Annotated in this window: 14 protein-coding genes; 7 read left to right on the top strand and 7 right to left on the bottom strand. The window is 70.8% G+C overall.

The window, feature by feature from the left end:
• Positions 1-63: 63 nt before the first annotated feature.
• The 4 genes from AB0J10_RS05315 to AB0J10_RS05300 form a co-directional block, all read right to left on the bottom strand.
• A complete protein-coding gene (locus tag AB0J10_RS05315) occupies positions 64-1,674 on the bottom strand; it encodes a glycerol-3-phosphate dehydrogenase/oxidase (protein WP_363057997.1) in 1,611 nt (536 codons plus the stop codon).
• 16 nt (positions 1,675-1,690) lie between these two features.
• Positions 1,691-3,220 carry a glycerol kinase GlpK gene (glpK, locus tag AB0J10_RS05310; RefSeq protein WP_363057995.1) on the bottom strand — a complete coding sequence of 510 codons (1,530 nt, stop codon included), beginning with the start codon at positions 3,218-3,220 and terminating at the stop codon, positions 1,691-1,693.
• A 37-nt stretch (positions 3,221-3,257) separates the two neighbouring features.
• Positions 3,258-4,043 carry an MIP/aquaporin family protein gene (locus AB0J10_RS05305; RefSeq protein WP_363057994.1) on the bottom strand — a complete coding sequence of 262 codons (786 nt, stop codon included), beginning with the start codon at positions 4,041-4,043 and terminating at the stop codon, positions 3,258-3,260.
• Positions 4,044-4,551: 508 nt separating this feature from the next.
• Positions 4,552-5,319, bottom strand: coding sequence for an IclR family transcriptional regulator (locus tag AB0J10_RS05300; protein ID WP_363057993.1), 768 nt, complete (start codon positions 5,317-5,319; stop codon positions 4,552-4,554).
• Between the two features lie 241 nt (positions 5,320-5,560).
• Here AB0J10_RS05300 and metH point away from each other — a divergent pair, with 241 nt between their 5' ends.
• The 4 genes from metH to AB0J10_RS05280 all read left to right on the top strand — a co-directional run bounded on the left by metH (position 5,561) and on the right by AB0J10_RS05280 (position 13,637).
• Positions 5,561-9,112, top strand: coding sequence for a methionine synthase (gene metH, locus AB0J10_RS05295; protein ID WP_363057991.1), 3,552 nt, complete (start codon positions 5,561-5,563; stop codon positions 9,110-9,112).
• A gap of 104 nt (positions 9,113-9,216) precedes the next feature.
• The gene (locus AB0J10_RS05290; RefSeq protein ID WP_363057989.1) at positions 9,217-9,918 is read left to right on the top strand and encodes an HAD family phosphatase; all 702 of its coding nucleotides are present in this window, start codon (positions 9,217-9,219) and stop codon (positions 9,916-9,918) included.
• A 471-nt stretch (positions 9,919-10,389) separates the two neighbouring features.
• A complete protein-coding gene (locus tag AB0J10_RS05285) occupies positions 10,390-11,991 on the top strand; it encodes an ABC transporter substrate-binding protein (protein WP_363057987.1) in 1,602 nt (533 codons plus the stop codon).
• 59 nt (positions 11,992-12,050) lie between these two features.
• Complete coding sequence (locus tag AB0J10_RS05280) at positions 12,051-13,637, top strand: ABC transporter substrate-binding protein (protein WP_363057985.1); 1,587 nt, start codon at positions 12,051-12,053, stop codon at positions 13,635-13,637.
• A gap of 240 nt (positions 13,638-13,877) precedes the next feature.
• Here AB0J10_RS05280 and AB0J10_RS05275 read toward each other — a convergent pair whose 3' ends face one another.
• Both AB0J10_RS05275 and AB0J10_RS05270 read right to left on the bottom strand, forming a co-directional pair.
• The gene (locus AB0J10_RS05275) at positions 13,878-14,549 is read right to left on the bottom strand and encodes a response regulator transcription factor (RefSeq protein WP_363057983.1); all 672 of its coding nucleotides are present in this window, start codon (positions 14,547-14,549) and stop codon (positions 13,878-13,880) included.
• Positions 14,550-14,655: 106 nt separating this feature from the next.
• Entirely contained in the window at positions 14,656-15,459 is an 804-nt protein-coding gene (locus tag AB0J10_RS05270; RefSeq protein WP_363058273.1) for a PD-(D/E)XK nuclease family protein, read from the bottom strand.
• 323 nt (positions 15,460-15,782) lie between these two features.
• On the opposite strand from AB0J10_RS05270, the gene AB0J10_RS05265 reads away from it, so the two are divergent.
• The 3 genes from AB0J10_RS05265 to AB0J10_RS05255 all read left to right on the top strand — a co-directional run bounded on the left by AB0J10_RS05265 (position 15,783) and on the right by AB0J10_RS05255 (position 18,796).
• Entirely contained in the window at positions 15,783-17,027 is a 1,245-nt protein-coding gene (locus AB0J10_RS05265) for a site-2 protease family protein (protein ID WP_363057981.1), read from the top strand.
• A gap of 44 nt (positions 17,028-17,071) precedes the next feature.
• Positions 17,072-17,959, top strand: coding sequence for a tRNA (adenine-N1)-methyltransferase (locus AB0J10_RS05260; RefSeq protein WP_363057979.1), 888 nt, complete (start codon positions 17,072-17,074; stop codon positions 17,957-17,959).
• A 252-nt stretch (positions 17,960-18,211) separates the two neighbouring features.
• Positions 18,212-18,796: a hypothetical protein gene (locus tag AB0J10_RS05255; RefSeq protein WP_363057977.1), complete on the top strand. Its 585-nt coding sequence runs from the start codon at positions 18,212-18,214 to the stop codon at positions 18,794-18,796.
• A gap of 4 nt (positions 18,797-18,800) precedes the next feature.
• Here AB0J10_RS05255 and AB0J10_RS05250 read toward each other — a convergent pair whose 3' ends face one another.
• The gene (locus AB0J10_RS05250; RefSeq protein WP_363057975.1) at positions 18,801-19,103 is read right to left on the bottom strand and encodes a ferredoxin; all 303 of its coding nucleotides are present in this window, start codon (positions 19,101-19,103) and stop codon (positions 18,801-18,803) included.
• Positions 19,104-19,225: the final 122 nt, after the last annotated feature.

Raw genomic sequence — 19,225 nt, 5'->3', positions numbered from 1 at the left:
GACGAGGGCGGCTCCAGACGGAGCCGCCCTCGTCGCACGGACCGTGCCCGCTACGGTCCCGTCTCAGGCCCGCTTGTGCAGCAGGTCCTCGACCTTCCCGCGGATCTCGTCGGTGGCGAGGCCGCGGATCGTCAGCGTGGTGCGGCGGCGCAGCACGTCGTCGGCCGTCTCGGCCCACTCGTGGTCGCGCGCCCACACGACCTGGGCCCAGATCTCCGGGGCGTCCGGGTGGATCCGCTCCGCCAGGCCGGGGTCCTCGTTCGCCAGCCGGGCGATGTCGAAGGACAGCGAGCCGTAGTGGGTGGCGAGGTGGCGAGCGGTGTCCGCCGACATCCGGGGCCCGGGCGCCGGGGCGTCCACGAGCAGCCGGTGCGCGACGGCGCGCGGGTTGGCGATACCGGGCAGCGGGAGCTTCTTCGGCAGGTGCGAGACCGGCTCCATGTCGTCGGCGAGCGGCCGCCCCGGAAGCTCGGCGAGCTTGTTCAGCACCGTGCGGCCGATGTGGCGGAACGTCGTCCACTTGCCGCCGGCGACCGACAGCATGCCGCCGCGGCCCTCGGTGACCACCGTCTCCCGCTTGGCCTTGGAGGTGTCGCCGGGGCCGCCCGGCAGCACCCGGAGGCCGGCGAAGGAATAGGTGATCAGATCGCGCGACAGCTGCTGGTCGCGGATGGAGAAGGCGGCCTCGTCGAGGATCTGGGCGATGTCCTTCTCGTTGACCGCGACGTCCGCAGGGTCGCCCTCGAACTCCTCGTCGGTCGTGCCGAGCAGCAGCATGTCCTCCCAGGGGAGGGCGAAGGTGATGCGGTACTTGTCGATCGGGGTGGCCAGCGCGGCCTTCCAGGGGGAGGTGCGCTTGAGGACCAGGTGCGCGCCCTTGGAGAGCCGGATCGAGGGTGCCGCGTCCGGGTCCTCCATCCTGCGCAGGTGGTCCACCCACGGGCCGGTCGCGTTGAGGACCAGCCGGGCGGTGACACCGAACTCGGTGCCGTCCGTGCGGTCCCTGAGCTCGGCGCCGGTGACCCTGCCCTTGGTGAAGCGGAGTCCGGTGACCTCGGCGTGGTTGAGGACGACCGTCCCCGACTCGGCGGCCGCGCGGACCGCCATGAGCGCCATGCGGGCGTCGTTCATCTGGTCGTCGCCGTAGACGGCCACGGCCTTCAGGTTCTCCGTGCGCAGCTCGGGCACGTCACGCTGGGCCTTGGCGGGCGAGATGACGTGGCCGACGCCGTCGCCGAACGCGGAGAGCGCCGAGTAGGCGAAGACTCCCGCGCCGAGCTTGGCCGCGCCGTGCGGTCCGCCCTTGTAGACGGGCAGGTAGAAGGTCAGCGGGTTGGAGAGGTGGGGCGCCACCTCCCGGGAGAGGGCGCGGCGCTCGAAGTGGTTCTCCGCCACCAGCTTCACGGCGCCGGTCTGCAGATAGCGCAGACCGCCGTGGAGCAGTTTGGAGGAGGCGGAGGAGGTGGCGCCGGCGAAGTCGCCGGCCTCCACCAGGGCCACCCGCAGCCCGGCCTGCGCGGCGTGCCAGGCCGTGGAGATGCCCAGGATGCCGCCGCCTATCACCAGGAGGTCGTAGGTCGCCTTCGCAAGCTGCTCCCTCGTCTCGGCGCGGCTCGGGAGGGAACCGGAGGCCGGGTGCGTCCCCAGCGAGGGGACGCTCTGCAGGGTGGTCATTCTCGATTGCTCCTCGTCAGCTCTCGTCGTGCTCGAGCCAGCCCATGGTCCGCTCGACGGCCTTGAGCCAGTACTTGTACTCGTCATCACGCTTGGCAGCGTCCATGTGGGGGGTCCACTCGGCGGCCCGGCGCCAGTTGGCGCGGAGCGCGTCGGTGTCCGGCCAGAAGCCGACGGCCAGGCCGGCGGCGTAGGCGGCGCCGAGGCAGGTCGTCTCGGCCACCATCGGACGCACCACGGGCACGTCCAGGAAGTCCGAGAGGGTCTGCATCAGCAGGTTGTTGGAGGTCATTCCGCCGTCGACCTTCAGGGAGGTCAGCTCGACACCGGAGTCCTTGGTCATGGCGTCCGTGATCTCGCGCGTCTGCCAGGCCGTGGCCTCGAGCACGGCGCGCGCGATGTGCGCCTTGGTGACGTACCGGGTGAGGCCGGCGATCACACCGCGGGCGTCCGAGCGCCAGTACGGGGCGAAGAGGCCGGAGAAAGCCGGGACGATGTAGGCGCCGCCGTTGTCCTCGACGGACGCGGCGAGCGTCTCGATCTCGGGCGCGGTGTTGATGAGGCCCATCTGGTCGCGCATCCACTGCACGAGGGAACCGGTGACGGCGATCGAGCCCTCGAGCGAGTAGACGGGCGCCTCGTCGCCGATCTTGTATCCGACGGTCGTGACCAGACCGGAGTAGGAGTTGATGATCTTGCTGCCGGTGTTCATCAGCAGGAACGTGCCGGTGCCGTAGGTCGACTTCGCCTCACCCTCGGAGAAGCACGTCTGGCCGAAGAGCGCGGCCTGCTGGTCGCCCAGCGCCGAGGCGACCGGGACGCCCGCCAGGACGCCCTCCTTGACCTCTCCGTACACCTCCGCGGAGGAGCGGATCTCCGGGAGGACCTCCATCGGCACGTCCATGGACTGGGCGATCTTCTCGTCCCACTCCATGGTGTGGAGGTTCATCAGCATGGTGCGCGAGGCGTTGGTGACGTCGGTGACGTGGTGGCCGCCGTTGACGCCCCCGGTCAGGTTCCAGATGACCCAGGAGTCCATGGTCCCGAAGAGGATGTCGCCGCGCTCGGCGCGCTCGCGCAGGCCGTCGATGTTGTCGAGCATCCAGCGGACCTTCGGGCCGGAGAAGTAGCTCGCCAGCGGCAGCCCGGTCTCCCGGCGGAACCGGTCCTGGCCGACGTTGCGCCCGAGTTCCCGGCAGAGCGCGTCGGTGCGGGTGTCCTGCCAGACGATGGCGTTGTGGACGGGCTCACCGGTGTTCTTGTCCCAGAGCAGCGTGGTCTCGCGCTGGTTGGTGATGCCGATGGCCTTGACGTCGGCTGCGGTGATGCCGCCCTTCTCGATGGCCCCGGCGACGACCTCCTGGACGTTGTTCCAGATCTCGGTCGCGTTGTGCTCGACCCAGCCCGGCTTCGGGAAGATCTGCTCGTGCTCCTTCTGGTCGACGGAGACGATGCGTCCGTCCTTGTCGAAGACGATGCAGCGGGACGAGGTGGTGCCCTGGTCGATGGCCGCGATGAACGGGCCGGCGGTGTGTGCGTCGGTCACGGTGTGCTCCTGGAAGTCTGAGGAAGGGACGTACGGCTCAGGCGAAGGCGATCTGGTAGATGCCCGCTGCGATGGCGGCACCGATCAGAGGGCCCACCACGGGGATCCACGAGTACCCCCAGTCGGAGCCGCCCTTGTTCCGCATCGGGAGCAGGGCGTGCACGATGCGCGGGCCGAGGTCGCGGGCCGGGTTGATGGCGTACCCGGTAGGACCGCCGAGGGAGAAGCCGATGCTGACGACCACGAGGGCCACGATCAGCCCGCCGAGGACACCGAGGCCCTTGCCGCTGTCGTTGAGACCCATGGTGAGCACGGCCAGCACCAGAACGAGCGTGCCGATGATCTCGGAAGCCAGGTTCTGCCAGACGTTCCGGATCTCCGGACCGGTGGAGAAGATGCCGAGCACGGGGCCGGCCTTCGGGGCGGACCTCTCGTCGACCAGGCCCTCCTCCAGCGGCGGAGGCACGAGCTCCGGGTCTTCCAGATGGGCCTTGAACTGGCCGTAGTACGTGACCCAGGCCAGGAAGGCGCCGACCATGGCGCCGATGAGCTCGCCCGCCATCTGCACGGGGACGTTGCTCCAGTCGCCGCTGGTGATCGCGATTCCCAGCGTGACTGCGGGGTTGAGGTGCGCACCGGACAGGGGGCCCGCGATGTAGACGGCGGTCATGACCGCGAAGCCCCACCCGAAGGCGATGGCGACCCAGCCGGCGCCCTGTGCCTTTGAGCGCTTGAGTACGACGGCGGCGACCACGCCGGCGCCGAGCAGGATGAGTACGGCGGTACCAATGATCTCGCCGATGAAGATGTCGGAGCTGGACACCCGCGACTCCTTTGTCCTTCGTCCAGGGGAAGGCGAACCGACGGGTCCCTCCGTGGTTCGCGCCCTCGGGGTGAGAGCGATACCGGCCCTTGGCGTTGCCACACTCTAGCGCGTATTGCCGGTAGGTGTTCGACAATGCCGACCGATGCACGGCAGTTTTGTCCTCTGGTTAACACGGCGTCAAGGGTTGTGTGGCCGAAAACCGTTTCGTTATCGATGGTGCGCCCGGAAGGGCGAAATCGCCCGCTGTGAGGGATCTCGGCCGGTCGGGAAGCCGGCGCGGTGCCCGTGCGGAGTGGAGCGGGAGGGGTACGGCCGGTTCCGCGACCGGGCCGGACGCGCGGGGGCGCGGTGGGGGTGCGGGGGGCGTGGGGCGCCGGTGGGCGGTCGGGGGGCGCCGGTCGGGGCCCAGGGGCGCGTGCGGCCGCGGGCGGGGGAGCGGCCCCTGCGGGTCGGCGTGGGGCGGCGCCCTGTGCGGCGACGGGGTGGGGCGGGCCGGGCCGAGGGGTCAGAAGCGGCCGGCGCCCAGGTCCCTGGAGACGGCGCGGGCGCAGTCCCGTACCGCGGCGACCAGCTCGGCCCGCAGCTCCTTGCCGTCGCCGCACACCCGTTCCACCGCGCCGGTGATGGCGATCGCGCCGACCGGCATCCGCCGGCGGTCGTGGATGGGCGCGGCCACCGCCGCCACGCCCTCCCAGGTCTCCTCCACGTCGGAGGCCCAACCCCGTGCCCGGGTCAGGTCGAGTTCGCCCTTGAAGGCCCGCAGCGCCGTCACGGTGCGCGGGGTGAACGCCTCCCGGTCGATCTCCAGGACCTCGCTGTGGGCGACGGGGTCGTACGCGGAGAGCACCTTGCCCAGGGCCGTGGAGTGCAACGGCTGCATCGCGCCCACCTCCAGTACCTGGCGGCTGTCGTCCGGGCGGAAGACGTGGTGGACGATCAGGACGCCCTGCTGGTGCAGTACGCCCAGGTGGACGCTCTCGCCGCTGGAGCGGGCCAGGTCGTCGGTCCAGACCAGCGCGCGGGCCCGCAGCTCGTGGACGTCGAGGTAGCTGTTGCCGAGCCGCAGCAGCTCCGCGCCGAGCTGGTAGCGCCCGGACGCCGGGTCCTGCTCGACGAACCCCTCCGCCTGGAGGGTGCGCAGGATGCCGTGTGCGGTGCCCTTGGCCAGGTCGAGGGACGAGGCGATGTCCGACAGGCCGAGACGGCGCTCGCCACCCGCGAGCAGCCGCAGCATCGCCGCCGCCCGTTCCAGTGACTGGATGTTCTTCGCCATCGTTCCGGCCCTTCTCCCCAACCTCGTTCGACAATGCTGAACACTATCGGCCGATGCCGAATCGGTGTTACTGCCGGAACAGTGTGGCAACACCATGCTCACCCGGTCATCACCAGGGACACACGGCGTCCACCTCCTGGACCGCTCCACCGTGCCGCGCCCGGCCCGGCTACGCTGGCCGGGTGCGCCTTCCAAGGGAAGCCGCAAAGCCGACAGCCGTCGCACTCCAGGGAGCACCTTCATGGCCTCGTTGCCGACCCCTTCCGCCGACAGCCCGACTTCCGCAGGCAGCAGTACGTCCCACGACAGCCGTACCCGAGCGGACGCCCTGCGCCGCGCGCTGGCGACCCGTGTGGTGGTCGCCGACGGCGCGATGGGCACGATGCTCCAGGCGCAGGACCCCACCCTCGACGACTTCCAGAACCTCGAGGGCTGCAATGAGATTCTGAACGTGACCCGCCCGGACATCGTCCGTTCGGTCCATTCCGCCTACTTCGAGGTGGGCGTGGACTGTGTGGAGACGAACACGTTCGGCGCGAACTTCGCCGCGCTGGGTGAGTACGACATCCCCGAGCGTGTGTTCGAGCTGTCCGAGGCCGGTGCCCGGATCGCCCGCGAGGCCGCGGACGAGTTCACGGCGTCCTCGGGGCGGCAGCGATGGGTGCTGGGATCGATGGGGCCGGGCACGAAGCTGCCGACGCTGGGCCACGCCCCGTACGTCACCCTGCGCGACGCCTACCAGCGGAACGCGGAGGGGCTGATCGCGGGCGGGGCGGACGCGCTGCTGGTGGAGACGACGCAGGATCTGCTGCAGACGAAGGCGTCCGTCCTGGGCGCCCGCCGGGCGATGGACGCGGCCGGCTTCACGGTGCCGCTGATCTGCTCGGTCACGGTCGAGACGACGGGCACGATGCTGCTCGGCTCGGAGATCGGTGCGGCGCTGACCGCGCTGGAGCCGCTGGGCATCGACATGATCGGCCTGAACTGCGCCACCGGCCCGGCGGAGATGAGCGAGCACCTGCGCTACCTCGCCCGGCACGCGCGCGTCCCGCTGTCCTGCATGCCGAACGCGGGTCTGCCGGTCCTGGGCAAGGACGGCGCGCACTACCCGCTGACCGCCCCGGAGCTGGCGGACGCACAGGAGACGTTCGTGCGCGAGTACGGGCTCTCCCTGGTGGGCGGCTGCTGCGGGACGACTCCGGAGCACCTGCGACAGGTCGTGGAGCGGGTGCGGGACCTCACCCCGGGCGAGCGCCGCCCGCGTCCGGAGCCGGGCGCCGCGTCGCTGTACCAGACCGTGCCGTTCCGCCAGGACACCTCGTACCTGGCGATCGGGGAGCGGACCAACGCGAACGGGTCGAAGAAGTTCCGCGAGGCCATGCTGGAGGGCCGCTGGGACGACTGTGTGGAGATGGCCCGGGACCAGATCCGCGAGGGCGCGCACATGCTCGACCTGTGCGTCGACTACGTCGGCCGGGACGGTGTGGCGGACATGGAGGAGCTGGCGGGCCGGTTCGCCACCGCTTCGACGCTGCCGATCGTCCTGGACTCCACCGAGGTGGAGGTGATCCGCGCCGGCCTGGAGAAGCTGGGTGGCCGGGCGGTGATCAACTCGGTGAACTACGAGGACGGCGACGGGCCCGAGTCGAGGTTCGCCAAGGTCACCGCGCTGGCCCGGGAGCACGGCGCCGCGCTGATCGCGCTGACGATCGACGAGGAGGGCCAGGCCCGCACGGCGGAGAAGAAGGTGGAGATCGCCGAGCGGCTGATCGAGGACCTCACCTCGAACTGGGGGATCCGGGAGTCGGACATCCTCGTCGACACCCTGACATTCACCATCTGCACCGGTCAGGAGGAGTCCCGCAAGGACGGCATCGCCACCATCGAGGCCATCCGCGAGCTCAAGCGCCGGCGCCCCGACGTGCAGACGACGCTCGGCCTGTCGAACATCTCCTTCGGCCTGAACCCGGCCGCGCGGATCCTGCTCAACTCGGTCTTCCTCGACGAGTGCGTCAAGGCCGGCCTGGACTCGGCGATCGTGCACGCGAGCAAGATCCTGCCGATCGCCCGCTTCGAGGAGGAGCAGGTCGCCACGGCCCTGGACCTGATCCACGACCGCCGCGCCGAGGGCTACGACCCCCTGCAGAAGCTGATGGAGCTGTTCGAGGGGGCGACGGCGAAGTCCCTGAAGGCGGGCAAGGCCGAGGAACTGGCCGCCCTCCCGCTGGAGGAGCGCCTGAAGCGGCGCATCATCGACGGCGAGAAGAACGGCCTGGAGCCGGACCTGGACGAGGCGCTCCAGGACCGCCCGGCGCTCGACATCGTCAACGACACGCTGCTGGAGGGCATGAAGGTCGTCGGGGAGCTGTTCGGCTCGGGTCGGATGCAGCTGCCGTTCGTGCTGCAGTCGGCCGAGGTGATGAAGTCGGCGGTGGCCTACCTGGAACCGCACATGGAGAAGTCGGACGCCGAGGGCAAGGGCACGATCGTGCTGGCCACCGTCCGCGGCGACGTCCACGACATCGGCAAGAACCTGGTGGACATCATCCTGTCCAACAACGGCTACAACGTCGTCAACCTGGGCATCAAGCAGCCGGTCTCGGCGATCCTGGAGGCCGCCGCGGAGCACCGGGCCGATGTGATCGGCATGTCCGGACTCCTGGTGAAGTCCACGGTCATCATGAAGGAGAACCTGGAGGAGCTGAACCAGCGCAAGCTGGCGGCCGACTACCCCGTCATCCTCGGCGGCGCCGCGCTCACCCGCGCCTACGTCGAACAGGACCTCCACGAGATCTACGAGGGCGAAGTCCGCTACGCCCGCGACGCCTTCGAGGGCCTGCGCCTGATGGACGCCCTCATCGCGGTCAAGCGCGGCGTCCCCGGTGCCGTGCTGCCTGAACTGAAGCAGCGCCGGGTTCGGAGCACCGCCGCCGCGGTCGTCGAGGAGCGGCCGGAGGAGCAGGGTGCCGTGCGCTCCGACGTCGCCACCGACAACCGGGTGCCGGAGCCCCCGTTCTGGGGCACGCGGGTCGTCAAGGGCATCCAGCTCAAGGAGTACGCCTCCTGGCTGGACGAGGGCGCGCTCTTCAAGGGCCAGTGGGGCCTCAAGCAGGCACGGACCGGCGATGGACCGTCCTACGAGGAGCTGGTGGAGACCGAGGGCCGTCCGCGGCTGCGGGGCTGGCTCGACCAGCTGCACACGCAGAACCTGCTGGAGGCGGCCGTGGTCCACGGCTACTTCCCCTGTGTCTCCAAGGGCGACGACCTGATCCTGCTGGGCGAGGACGGCTCGGAACGCACCCGCTTCACGTTCCCCCGCCAGCGCCGCGGCCGCCGGCTGTGCCTCGCCGACTTCTTCCGCCCCGAGGAGTCCGGCGAGACCGATGTCGTCGGCCTCCAGGTCGTCACCGTCGGCTCGAAGATCGGTGACGCCACCGCCAAGCTCTTCGCCTCCGACTCGTACCGCGACTACCTCGAACTCCACGGTCTGTCCGTCCAGCTCGCCGAGGCCCTCGCCGAGTACTGGCACGCCCGGGTCCGCGCGGAGCTCGGGTTCGCGGGCGAGGACCCGGCGGAGATCGAGGACATGTTCGCCCTGAAGTACCGCGGCGCACGGTTCTCCCTCGGCTACGGTGCGTGCCCCGACCTCGAGGACCGCGCCAAGATCGCCGAGCTGCTGGAGCCGGAGCGCATCGGCGTCAAGCTCTCGGAGGAGTTCCAGCTCCACCCCGAGCAGTCCACCGACGCCATCGTGATCCACCACCCGGAGGCGAAGTACTTCAACGCGCGGTGACGGATCGCGCGTTTCCCCCGCGCGCGTCGTACACTGGTCGGTCCCATACAGGCCGGTCGCCCGATTTGGCGGCCGGCCTGTGCGTCCCCGATGGAGGTGTCCGGATGACCAGTACGGTCCCCGCGTCCCCGGCCCGCACGGCGGGCGGCTCCGCCCTGCAGGCCGTCTTCCTCGACATGGACGGCACTCTCGTGGACACCGAGGGCTTCTGGTGGGACGCGGAGCGTGAGGTCTTCGCCGATCTCGGCCACGAACTGGACGAGGCATGGCGTGACGTCGTCGTCGGCGGCCCCATGACCCGCAGCGCGGGCTACCTCATCGAGGCGACCGGTGCCGACATCACCCTCGCCGAGCTGACCGTGCTGCTCAACGAGCGCTTCGAGGCCCGCATCACCTCCGGTGTGCCGCTGATGCCCGGGGCCGAGCGACTGCTCACCGAGCTGGCGGCGCACAACGTGCCCACGGCCCTGGTCTCCGCCTCGCACCGGCGCATCATCGACCGGGTGCTCGCCTCCCTGGGCCGCGACCGCTTCGCGCTGAGCGTGGCGGGGGACGAGGTGCCCCGCACCAAGCCCCACCCCGACCCGTATCTGCACGCGGCGAGGGGGCTGGGCGCCGATCCCGCCCGTTGCGCGGTCATCGAGGACACGGCCACGGGTGTGGCCTCCGCCGAGGCCGCGGGCTGCCGTGTCGTGGCGATCCCCTCCGTGGCGCCGATCGCCCCCGCCGACGGGCGCATCGTGGTGGGCTCGCTCGAGGAAGTGGATCTGTATTTTCTGCGCACACTGATCACCCGGATGAACTGAGACATTCACCGAGAGTGCAGAGGAATATCCACGGGAACCAAGGGCGATCGACCGTGTAATTTCCGTGACCATCCATCGTGCGTGACATTCATCACGCGGGATGCTGCATAAACAGCGCGGCCAGGGCGACCGCGGTCCGATCTGTGGTGATTCGGGTGTGTCCATGTGTCCCGATTGATGGGGCAGTGCACGAATCATTCCGGCGCGTGAATATAGACTCCCCGCCATGCCCCCTCATCGGAGCGCAGCCCCCAACTCGGGCCCGGTCCGGCGTTCCTGACTCAGCCACTAATCTCGTCGCGAGAGCTTCGCCGCACCACCGACGTGTCACGGGGACCATCCTCTTCGCCGTGCCCGCAGGACCGATCGCCCCCGCATCCCGGCCCGATCGCACCGCCCCGAACGGGCGGCAGCGGCGGAGTGTCCCGCAACCACTGCATCCCAGTGAGGGATCGAGGGAGAAAGCCCAGGATGAACCGCAAGACTCTGGTGCTGCCGGCCCTGATGGGCCTGCTCGCCCCCGTACTCGCCGCCTGTGGCACCACGCCCGGGGCGCCGGACGGAGGCAACGCCATAGTCGTCGGGACCACCGACCGGTTCATCGCCGACAGCGGGACCCCGGCGCCCTTCGACCCCGCCTTCGCCTACGACACCGGCGCCTGGAACGTCCTGCGGCAGACCGTGCAGACACTGATGCACGTGCCGCGCGGAGGCGGGCGGCCGGTCCCCGAGGCCGCCTCCCGCTGCGAGTTCACCGACTCCCGGAGCGAGACCTACCGCTGCGTCCTCCGCGACGGACTCACCTTCGCCGGGGGCGGGCCCGTCACCGCAGAGGACGTCAAGTTCTCCATCGAGCGCGTGCTGGACATCGAGTCCGACAACGGCACGGCCGCGCTGCTCTCCACCGTCGACACCGTCGAGGCCAGGAGCGAGAAGGAGGTCGTCTTCCACCTGACCTCGCCGGACGCGACCTTCCCTTACAAGCTCTCCACGCCGGTCGCCGGCATCCTCAGCCGCGACTCCTACGACGCGGACAGGCTGCGCGAGGGCTTCCGGGTCGACGGCTCCGGCCCGTACACGATGGCGGCCGAGACCGACGGTGGCAGGCTCGTCCGGGCCGTCTTCACCAAGAACCCCGACTACAAGGGCGATCTGACGGTCCGCAACGACCAGGTCGAGCTCCGTTCCTTCGCCGACGCCGGCGCGATGGGGGAGGCCCTGGAGTCCGGCGAGATCGACATGATGGCCCGCTCCATGTCCCCCGAGCAGATCAGGGACCTGCGGGAGCACCCCAAGGACGGTATCGAGCTCAGCGAGGTCCCCGGGCTGGAGATCCGCTACCTGGGCTTCAACACCGAGGACCCGTCCGTCGGGGACAAGGCGGTCCGCCAGGCCGTGGCCTCGGTCGTCGACCGTGGAAAGATCGCGAGCACGGTCTACGGCGCCACCGCCGAGCCGCTCTACTCGCTGATCCCCACGAGCATCACCGGTCACACCAACTCGTTCTTCGAACGCTACGGCGAGCCCGACCGCCGACGAGCGGCCCGCCTCCTGCGCGAGGCCGGCATCACCACCCCGGTGAAGCTCACCCTCCACTACACCACCGACCACTACGGCTCCGGCACGGCCAAGGAGTTCGCGGCGCTGCGCGGCCAGCTCAACGCCACGGGCCTGTTCGACGTGACGGTCAAGGGCACGGAGTGGTCCGAGTACCGTCCCGCGCAGAAGCGGGGCGACTACGCCGTCTACGGCCTGGGCTGGTTCCCCGACTTCCCGGACCCGGACAACTACATCGCCCCGTTCCTGGACGAGGACAACTTCCTCAACACCCCCTATGTGAGCACCGCCGCGCGCAATCAGCTCATCCCGGAGTCCCGCCGCAAGGCCGACCGCAGTGCCGCCGCCCTCCCCTTCGCCAGACTCCAGGACATCGTCGCCACCGACGTCCCGGTGCTGCCGCTGTGGCAGGGCAAGCAGTACGTCGCCGCCCGGTCGGACATCAACGGAGTCGAGTGGACGCTGAACGCCTCCTCCGACCTCCAGTTGTGGGAACTCGAGCGCGGCACCGCCTGACCCTTCATGACCCGGCCGCGAAGGGCGCGGCCGGAAACGAGAGCAAGAGGCAAGGTTCTGTGAAGGCACGATTCAAGCGCACGACGGCGCCGCTGGCCGCGGGGCTGTCCGCCGTACTGCTGGCGGGCTGCGGCTCGGAGCACGGCGACGGGTCCGACGGCGGAGGCGTCCGGGTCGCCGTCGGCATCTCCGACGACGTCCTCGCCACGGACCCCGCGGACGGTTACGACCCCGGCTCCTGGCTGCTGTTCAACAACGTCTTCCAGTCCCTGATGGCCTTCCCGAAGGGCGGCTCCACCCCGCAGCCGGAGGCCGCGGAGAAGTGCGGCTTCGAGAGCGGCAGCACCGTCTACCGCTGCACGCTGCGCGAGGGTCTCAAGTTCAGCAACGGCAACGACCTGACCTCGAAGGACGTGAAGTTCTCCTTCGAGCGAGCCCTGAAGATCGCCAGCGACTCCGGTCCCGGCCCGCTGCTCTCGACCATCGACAGCATCGAGACGCCCGACGAGCGCACGGTCGTCTTCAAGCTGAAGGTCCCCGACGCCACCTTCCCGAGCAAGATCGCCTCCGGTGCGGGCTCCATCGTGGACCACCGCGAGTACGAGGCGGGCTCCCTGCGCACGGACGGCAAGGCGGTCGGCTCCGGCCCGTACAGGCTGGACTCCTTCAGTGACAAGGAGGCCGTCTTCTCGGTCAACCCCGAGTACAAGGGCAACGCCGAGGTCCGGAACACCGGCGTCACCCTGACGTTCTTCCGGGGCGACCAGAAGGGCCTCGGCTCCGCGTTGAAGCAGGGCGACGTCGACGTCGCCTACCGAGGCCTCACCGCCCAGGACATCGACGGCCTCCAGGCCTCCGTCGAGGCCGGCAAGCAGGGCATCGCGGTCGTCGAGGGCAACAGCGCCGAGGTCCAGCACCTGGTCTTCAACATGAACCACCCGGTCACCGGCAAGCTCGCCGTGCGCCAGGCCGTCGCCTACCTCGTCGACCGGGACGCCCTCGTCCGCGACGTCTACAAGGGCACCGCCGAGCCGCTGCACTCGATCGTCCCGGCCGGCATCGCCGGTCACAACACCGCCTTCTTCGACCGTTACGGCGGCCACCCGCAGCCGGACAAGGCCCGCAAGGTCCTGCGCGAGGCGGGCATCGACGAGAAGGTGAAGCTCACCCTCTGGTCCACCCCGAGCCGTTACGGCCCGGCCACCGACCTGGAGATGGCCGCGATCGCGCAGCAGCTCAACAAGAGCGGTCTGTTCCAGGCGGACGTCAAGTCGGTCGAGTTCGAGAAGTACGAGAAGGACGTCCAGGCCGGCAAGTACGGCGTCTACGTCAAGGGCTGGGTCCCCGACTACCCGGACGCCGACAACTTCACCCAGCCGTTCTTCGGCGAGGGCAACGTCCTCAGCAACAACTACGAGAACAAGCAGATCACCGGCAAGATCATCCCGGAGACGGCTGCCGTGGCGGACCGGTCCTCCACCGATGACGAGTACGCCCAGCTGCAGGACATCGTCGCCGACGAACTGCCGATCCTCCCGCTGTGGCAGGGCAAGCAGTACGCCGTCTACAACGGCAACATCACCGGCCTGGAGTGGACGCTCGACGCCTCCACGGTCTTCCGCTTCTGGGAGATCAAGAAGGGCTGACACCCGTCCGGCGGCCGGCTCCGGTCCGCTCGTACGCGGAGGACCCCGGTGGCCATCGGCCACCGGGGTCCTCCGCAGGCGCGGCAGCGGCCGCCGGTCCACGCCGGGCGCGGGCGCTCAGGGCTCACCCTCGGACGCCCGGCCCCCCGTACACCCGACCGACTCCCCGGCCGGGCGCGCCGCGGTCGGCGGCCCCCTCGGATCCCGTCGCCCCGGGGTGCCGCCCGCCGCCCGCGCCGGTCACTGCGCTCCCGGTCGCACCAGACCGCTCTCGTACGCGTACACCGCAGCCTGGACGCGGTCGCGCAGGCCCAGCTTCGTCAGGACGTGGCCCACGTGCGTCTTGACCGTCGTCTCGCTGACGAACAGGTCAGCCGCGATCTCGGCGTTCGACAGCCCGCGGGCCACCAGCTTCAGGACCTCGACCTCGCGCTCGGTCAGGGTGTGGAGTGTGTGGGGCGCCGGCTCCTCGCCCGACGGCAGATGCCCCGCGTACTTGTCGAGCAGCCGCCGAGTGATGCTCGGCGCCAGCATCGCCTCGCCGGCCGCGACCACCCGGATCGCCTGCACCAGCTCGTTCGCCGGGGCGTCCTTCAGCAGGAAGCCGCTCGCGCCCGCCCGCAGCGCCTCGACGACGTACTCGTCGAGGTCGAACGTGGTCAGCACCAGCACCTTGGCCGGGCCGTCCCGCTCGGGGCCGGTGATCTGGCGGGTCGCCTCGACGCCGTCCATCCTCGGCATCCGGATGTCCATCAGCACCACGTCGGGCTGCAGCGCCCGCACCTGGTCCAGGGCCTGCAGGCCGTCCCCGGCCTCACCGACCACGGCGATGTCCTGCTCGGCCTCCAGGATCATCCGGAAGCCCGTGCGCAGCAGCGGTTGGTCATCGACGAGTAGGACGCGGATAGCCACGGAATCTCCTCAGGAATACGGGACCGCCCCATTCTGCCCTGCCTGCCGGAGGCCGACCTCGCCGGGCGACCCCCGCCCCGCGGGGCGGCGCCGGGCGCGCCGCGCGTCAGCCCGAGGGGACCACGGGCAGCGGGTACACCGGCGGAGTCCCGCCGAACTCCGGGCACCGGGCCCGGTGGTCGCACCAGCCGCAGAGCTTGGTCGGTCGCGGCCGCCAGTCGCCCGTCTCAGTGGCCCGCATGATCGCGTCCCACAGGGCCAGCAGCTTGCGCTCCACCCGCTCCAGGTCCGCCGGGACCGGGTCGTACGTGAGCACCTCCCCGCTGCCCAGGTACACCAGCTGCAGCCGTCGCGGCACCACGCCCTTCAGCCGCCAGACCACCAGGGCGTAGAACTTCATCTGGAACAGCGCGCCCTCGCTGTACTCGGGCCGGGGCGCCTTGCCCGTCTTGTAGTCGACGATCCGCACCTCGCCCGTGGGCGCCACGTCCACCCGGTCGATCACCCCGCGCAGCCGCAGCCCCGACTCCAGCTCCGTCTCCACGAACAGCTCGCGCTCGGCCGGCTCCAGCCGAGTCGGGTCCTCCAGGGAGAACCACCGCTCGACCAGCGCCTCCGCCTCGGACATCCAGCGCGCCAACCGCTCGCCGTCCTCGTCCCGGGCGAACAGCTCGCCCAGCTCGGGCCGCGACTCCAGCAGCCTGTCCCACTGACCGGGGACGAGCGCCTTCGCACGCGGCGGCGTGCGCTCCGCTGCCGGCGCGTCGAACAACCGCTCCAGGACCGCGTGCACCAGCGTGCCCCTGGTGGCCGCCTCGCTCGGCTTCTCCGGCAGCCGGTCGATCACCCGGAAGCGGTAGAGCAACGGGCACTGCATGAAGTCGCTCGCCCGTGAGGGCGACAGCGACATCGGCGGCCGTCCCTCCGGAGGGGAGGCGGGAGAACCCTCCGGCGGGACCGGATGCCCGTCGGCCGCGCCTGACTCGTCCACCGGAAGGGGCTGCGAGGGCACCACGGCGGCGGGCGGCGGCCCCTCCACCGCGGGCGCGGGGACCTCCGCCGCGGGCGGCGGCCCCTCCACGGGGTGCGGCGGGCCATCCGGAACGGGCGGCTGACTCGTACTCATGACTCAGACCCTACGGCCCGCCACCGACAGCGAGCGGCATACCATCGACGTCAGGCCCTCTCGCACTGCATGATCGAGCGAGCCACGCCTCGCGACGAAGGGAACCCGTGAAGAAGGACGAGGAGAGCGGCGAGCGTACGCGCGCGCGGTCCGGCACGGGGGAAGCGGACCCCGGCGGCGGACACGACCGCTCCGCGGAGCCCGGCGGCGGCATCCTCATGGGCCGCCCCTTCGGCGTGCCCGTGTACGTCGCCCCCAGCTGGTTCCTGGTCGCGGCCCTCATCACCTGGGTCTTCGGCGGCCAGCTGGACCGGGTCCTGCCGGAGCTCGGCGGCGCCCGCTATCTCGTGTCGCTGTTCTTCGCGGTGGCCTTCTACGCGTCGGTGCTGGTCCACGAACTGGCGCACACCGTCGTGGCGCTGCGCTACAAGCTGCCCGTGCGGCGGATCCAGCTCCAGTTCTTCGGCGGCGTCTCGGAGATCGAGAAGGAGTCGGAGACCCCGGGCCGGGAGTTCGTCCTCGCGTTCGTCGGGCCATTGCTGTCGCTCGTCCTCGCCGCCGTCTTCTACGCCGGTATGCAGGCCGTCGAGCCCGGTACGGTGCCGGGCGTGCTGCTGGCCGGGCTGATGATCTCCAACCTCATCGTCGCCGCCTTCAATCTGCTCCCCGGACTGCCGCTGGACGGCGGCCGGATGCTGCGCGCGGTCGTCTGGAAGATCACGGGCAAGCCGATGAGCGGAACGGTCGCCGCCGCCTGGGTCGGCCGCGCCCTCGCCGTCGCCGTACTGATCGGACTGCCCCTCCTCACCCACACCGGCGCCCTTGGCAACCCCACCGAGGACATCGGCGGCATGGAGACCGTCACGGACGCGCTGCTCGCCGCCATCCTCGCCGCGATCATCTGGACCGGTGCGGGCAACAGCCTGCGCATGGCCCGCCTGCGGGAGCATCTGCCCGGACTGCGTGCCAGGGCCCTCACCCGGCGGGCCGTCCCCGTCGGCCCGGAGACCCCGCTGTCCGAGGCGCTGCGGCGCGCCAACGAGGCAGGCGCCCGCGCCCTCGTCGTGGTCGACGGGCACGGCGACCCGACCGCCCTCGTCCGCGAGGCCGCGATCGTCGGCGTCCCCGAGCACCGCCGTCCCTGGGTCGCCGTCGGCGGTCTCGCCCAGGACCTCACGGACGGCATGAAGGTTCCCGCCGAACTCGCGGGCGAGGCACTGCTGGACCGGCTGCGCGCCAATCCGGCCACCGAGTACCTGGTGGTGGAGGAGACCGGGGAGATCTACGGAGTGCTCTCCACGGCGGACGTCGAGCGGGCCTTCGTGGCCGCGATGGCCCGCCCCGGCTCCTGAACCACGTGGCACGGGTGGCTTCCCGCACCCCATACACTGGTCACATGTCCGAACCGACCGGTGCCGCCCGCCGTCGCGGGCCCTTCAAGGTCGGGGACCAGGTCCAGCTCACCGATCCCAAGGGACGCCACTACACGTTCACGCTCGAGGCCGGGAAGAACTTCCACACCCACAAGGGTTCCTTCCCGCACGACGAGCTGATCGGCGCCCCCGAGGGCAGTGTCGTCCGTACCACGGGAAACGTCGCCTACCTCGCGCTGCGCCCCCTGCTCCCCGACTACGTCCTGTCCATGCCCCGCGGCGCAGCCGTGGTCTACCCCAAGGACGCGGGGCAGATCCTGGCCTTCGCCGACATCTTCCCCGGGGCCCGCGTCGTGGAGGCGGGTGTCGGCTCAGGCTCGCTGAGCGCCTTCCTGCTGCGTGCCATCGGCGACGAGGGCATGCTGCACTCCTACGAGCGCCGTGAGGACTTCGCGGAGATCGCCAGGGGCAACGTCGAGCGCTACTTCGGCGGACCGCACCCGGCCTGGACGCTGACCGTCGGGGACCTGCAGGACAACCTCTCCGACGCCGACGTCGACCGCGTCATCCTGGACATGCTCGCGCCCTGGGAGTGCCTGGAGGCCGTCTCCAAGGCGCTCGTCCCCGGCGGCATCCTGTGCTGCTACGTGGCGACCACCACGCAACTCGCACGGACCGTCGAGTCCATCCGCGAGATCGGCTGCTACGCCGAGCCGCAGCCGTGGGAGTCCATGATCCGCAACTGGCACGTCGAGGGCCTGGCCGTGCGGCCGGACCATCGGATGATCGGCCACACCGGCTTCCTGGTCACCGCCCGCCGGCTCGCGGACGGCGTGGAGCCGCCGATGCGCCGCCGCAGGCCCGCCAAGGGCGCCTACGGCGAGGACTACGAGGGCCCGAACAAGGGCTGATCACCCGTCAGCAGTCCGTCCCGCACCCGGCCCGGGTGCGGGACGGACGCGTTCGCACAACGCGGTGGCCGTACGGTCGAGTTCCGGTCACCGCCGGGGAACTCGACGGCAGCCCCGTTGCGTTGGGTCGCGCCGGGCGGATTGCGCCGGTTTTGCGCCACGGCGGTTTCGCCCCCGCTGTTCCCGCGCCCTGTGACGTGTGGCACGATGCGGGCACCCCCACCGGAACCGCTGCTCACAGGAGACGCCTCGGTGCAGACCTCCGCCGTCCCGGACCTCGCGCACACCCACGCCCGCCCGGCGCACTGGCTGGCCACCGCGACGGCGATGTCCGCGGTCGTCGCCGTCGCGGGCCTGCTGCAGCCGGACCAGGCCCGAGCGGGCCAGTCCGGCGGCCGGGAGACCACCGCGGCGGCAGCCGCTCCGGCGCCTGCCCCCGACGCCGACGGTGTCGCGCTGCCCCTGGAGTGCGGCGGGGCGCCGACCGTGGTGGTCGGGCAGGCCACCGGGGACCTGGACGGCGACGGCGGCCGGGAGACGGTCGTGACGGCGCGCTGCCAGGCCGGTTCCGGTAGTCCGCCCAGCGGCGTCTACGTGCTGGCCCGGTCCCGCTCCGGGGAGCCCCACGTCGTCGCCACCCTGCTGGAGCCCGCCCGGCGGCAGAGCGTCGGTGAGCTCGCCGTCCGTGACGGAGTCGTCACGGCCGAACTCCTCGGGTACTCGTCGCCGGACGTGCCGCGCTGCTGCCCGGACGTGCGTGAGACGGTCAAGTGGCGGTGGAGCGGGGGGAAGTTCGTCGAGTCCGGCTCGGGCGGGGACGCCACCGGGAGTGCGTGAGGGGTCACCCTCGGTCCGTGGGGGCGGGCTCGTCGGCGTCGGGCCCGTACACCTCCGTCTTGTCCGAGACGCGGCGCACATGGATGCAGTCGCCGGGACACTCCTTGGCCGAATCGATGACGTCGGTCAGCAGCGGCAGCGGTACGGGCGTTGTGGCGCCCGGGTCCTGCAGCAGTTCGTCGTCGGCGCTCTTCACGTACGCCAGACCGTCGATGTCCAGCTCGAAGACCTCGGGCGCGTACTGGGCGCAGATGCCGTCGCCGGTGCACAGCTCCTGGTCGATCCAGACTTCGAGCGCCTCGTTCATGTCGCCTGCCGTTCCTGCGCGGTGTGCATCAAGCCGTGTTGTATCGATATGGGCCAGCCCTGACGGGTGTTGGCCGTTCCGACCATACAACCGCCCGCTTTCCGATGTTGATGGGTGGGTAT

The organism is Streptomyces sp. NPDC049887 (assembly GCF_040656535.1).
Taxonomy (GTDB): domain Bacteria; phylum Actinomycetota; class Actinomycetes; order Streptomycetales; family Streptomycetaceae; genus Streptomyces.
The sequence above is the reverse complement of the archived record's forward strand: the minus strand, read 5'-3'. Positions and strand labels throughout refer to the sequence as shown.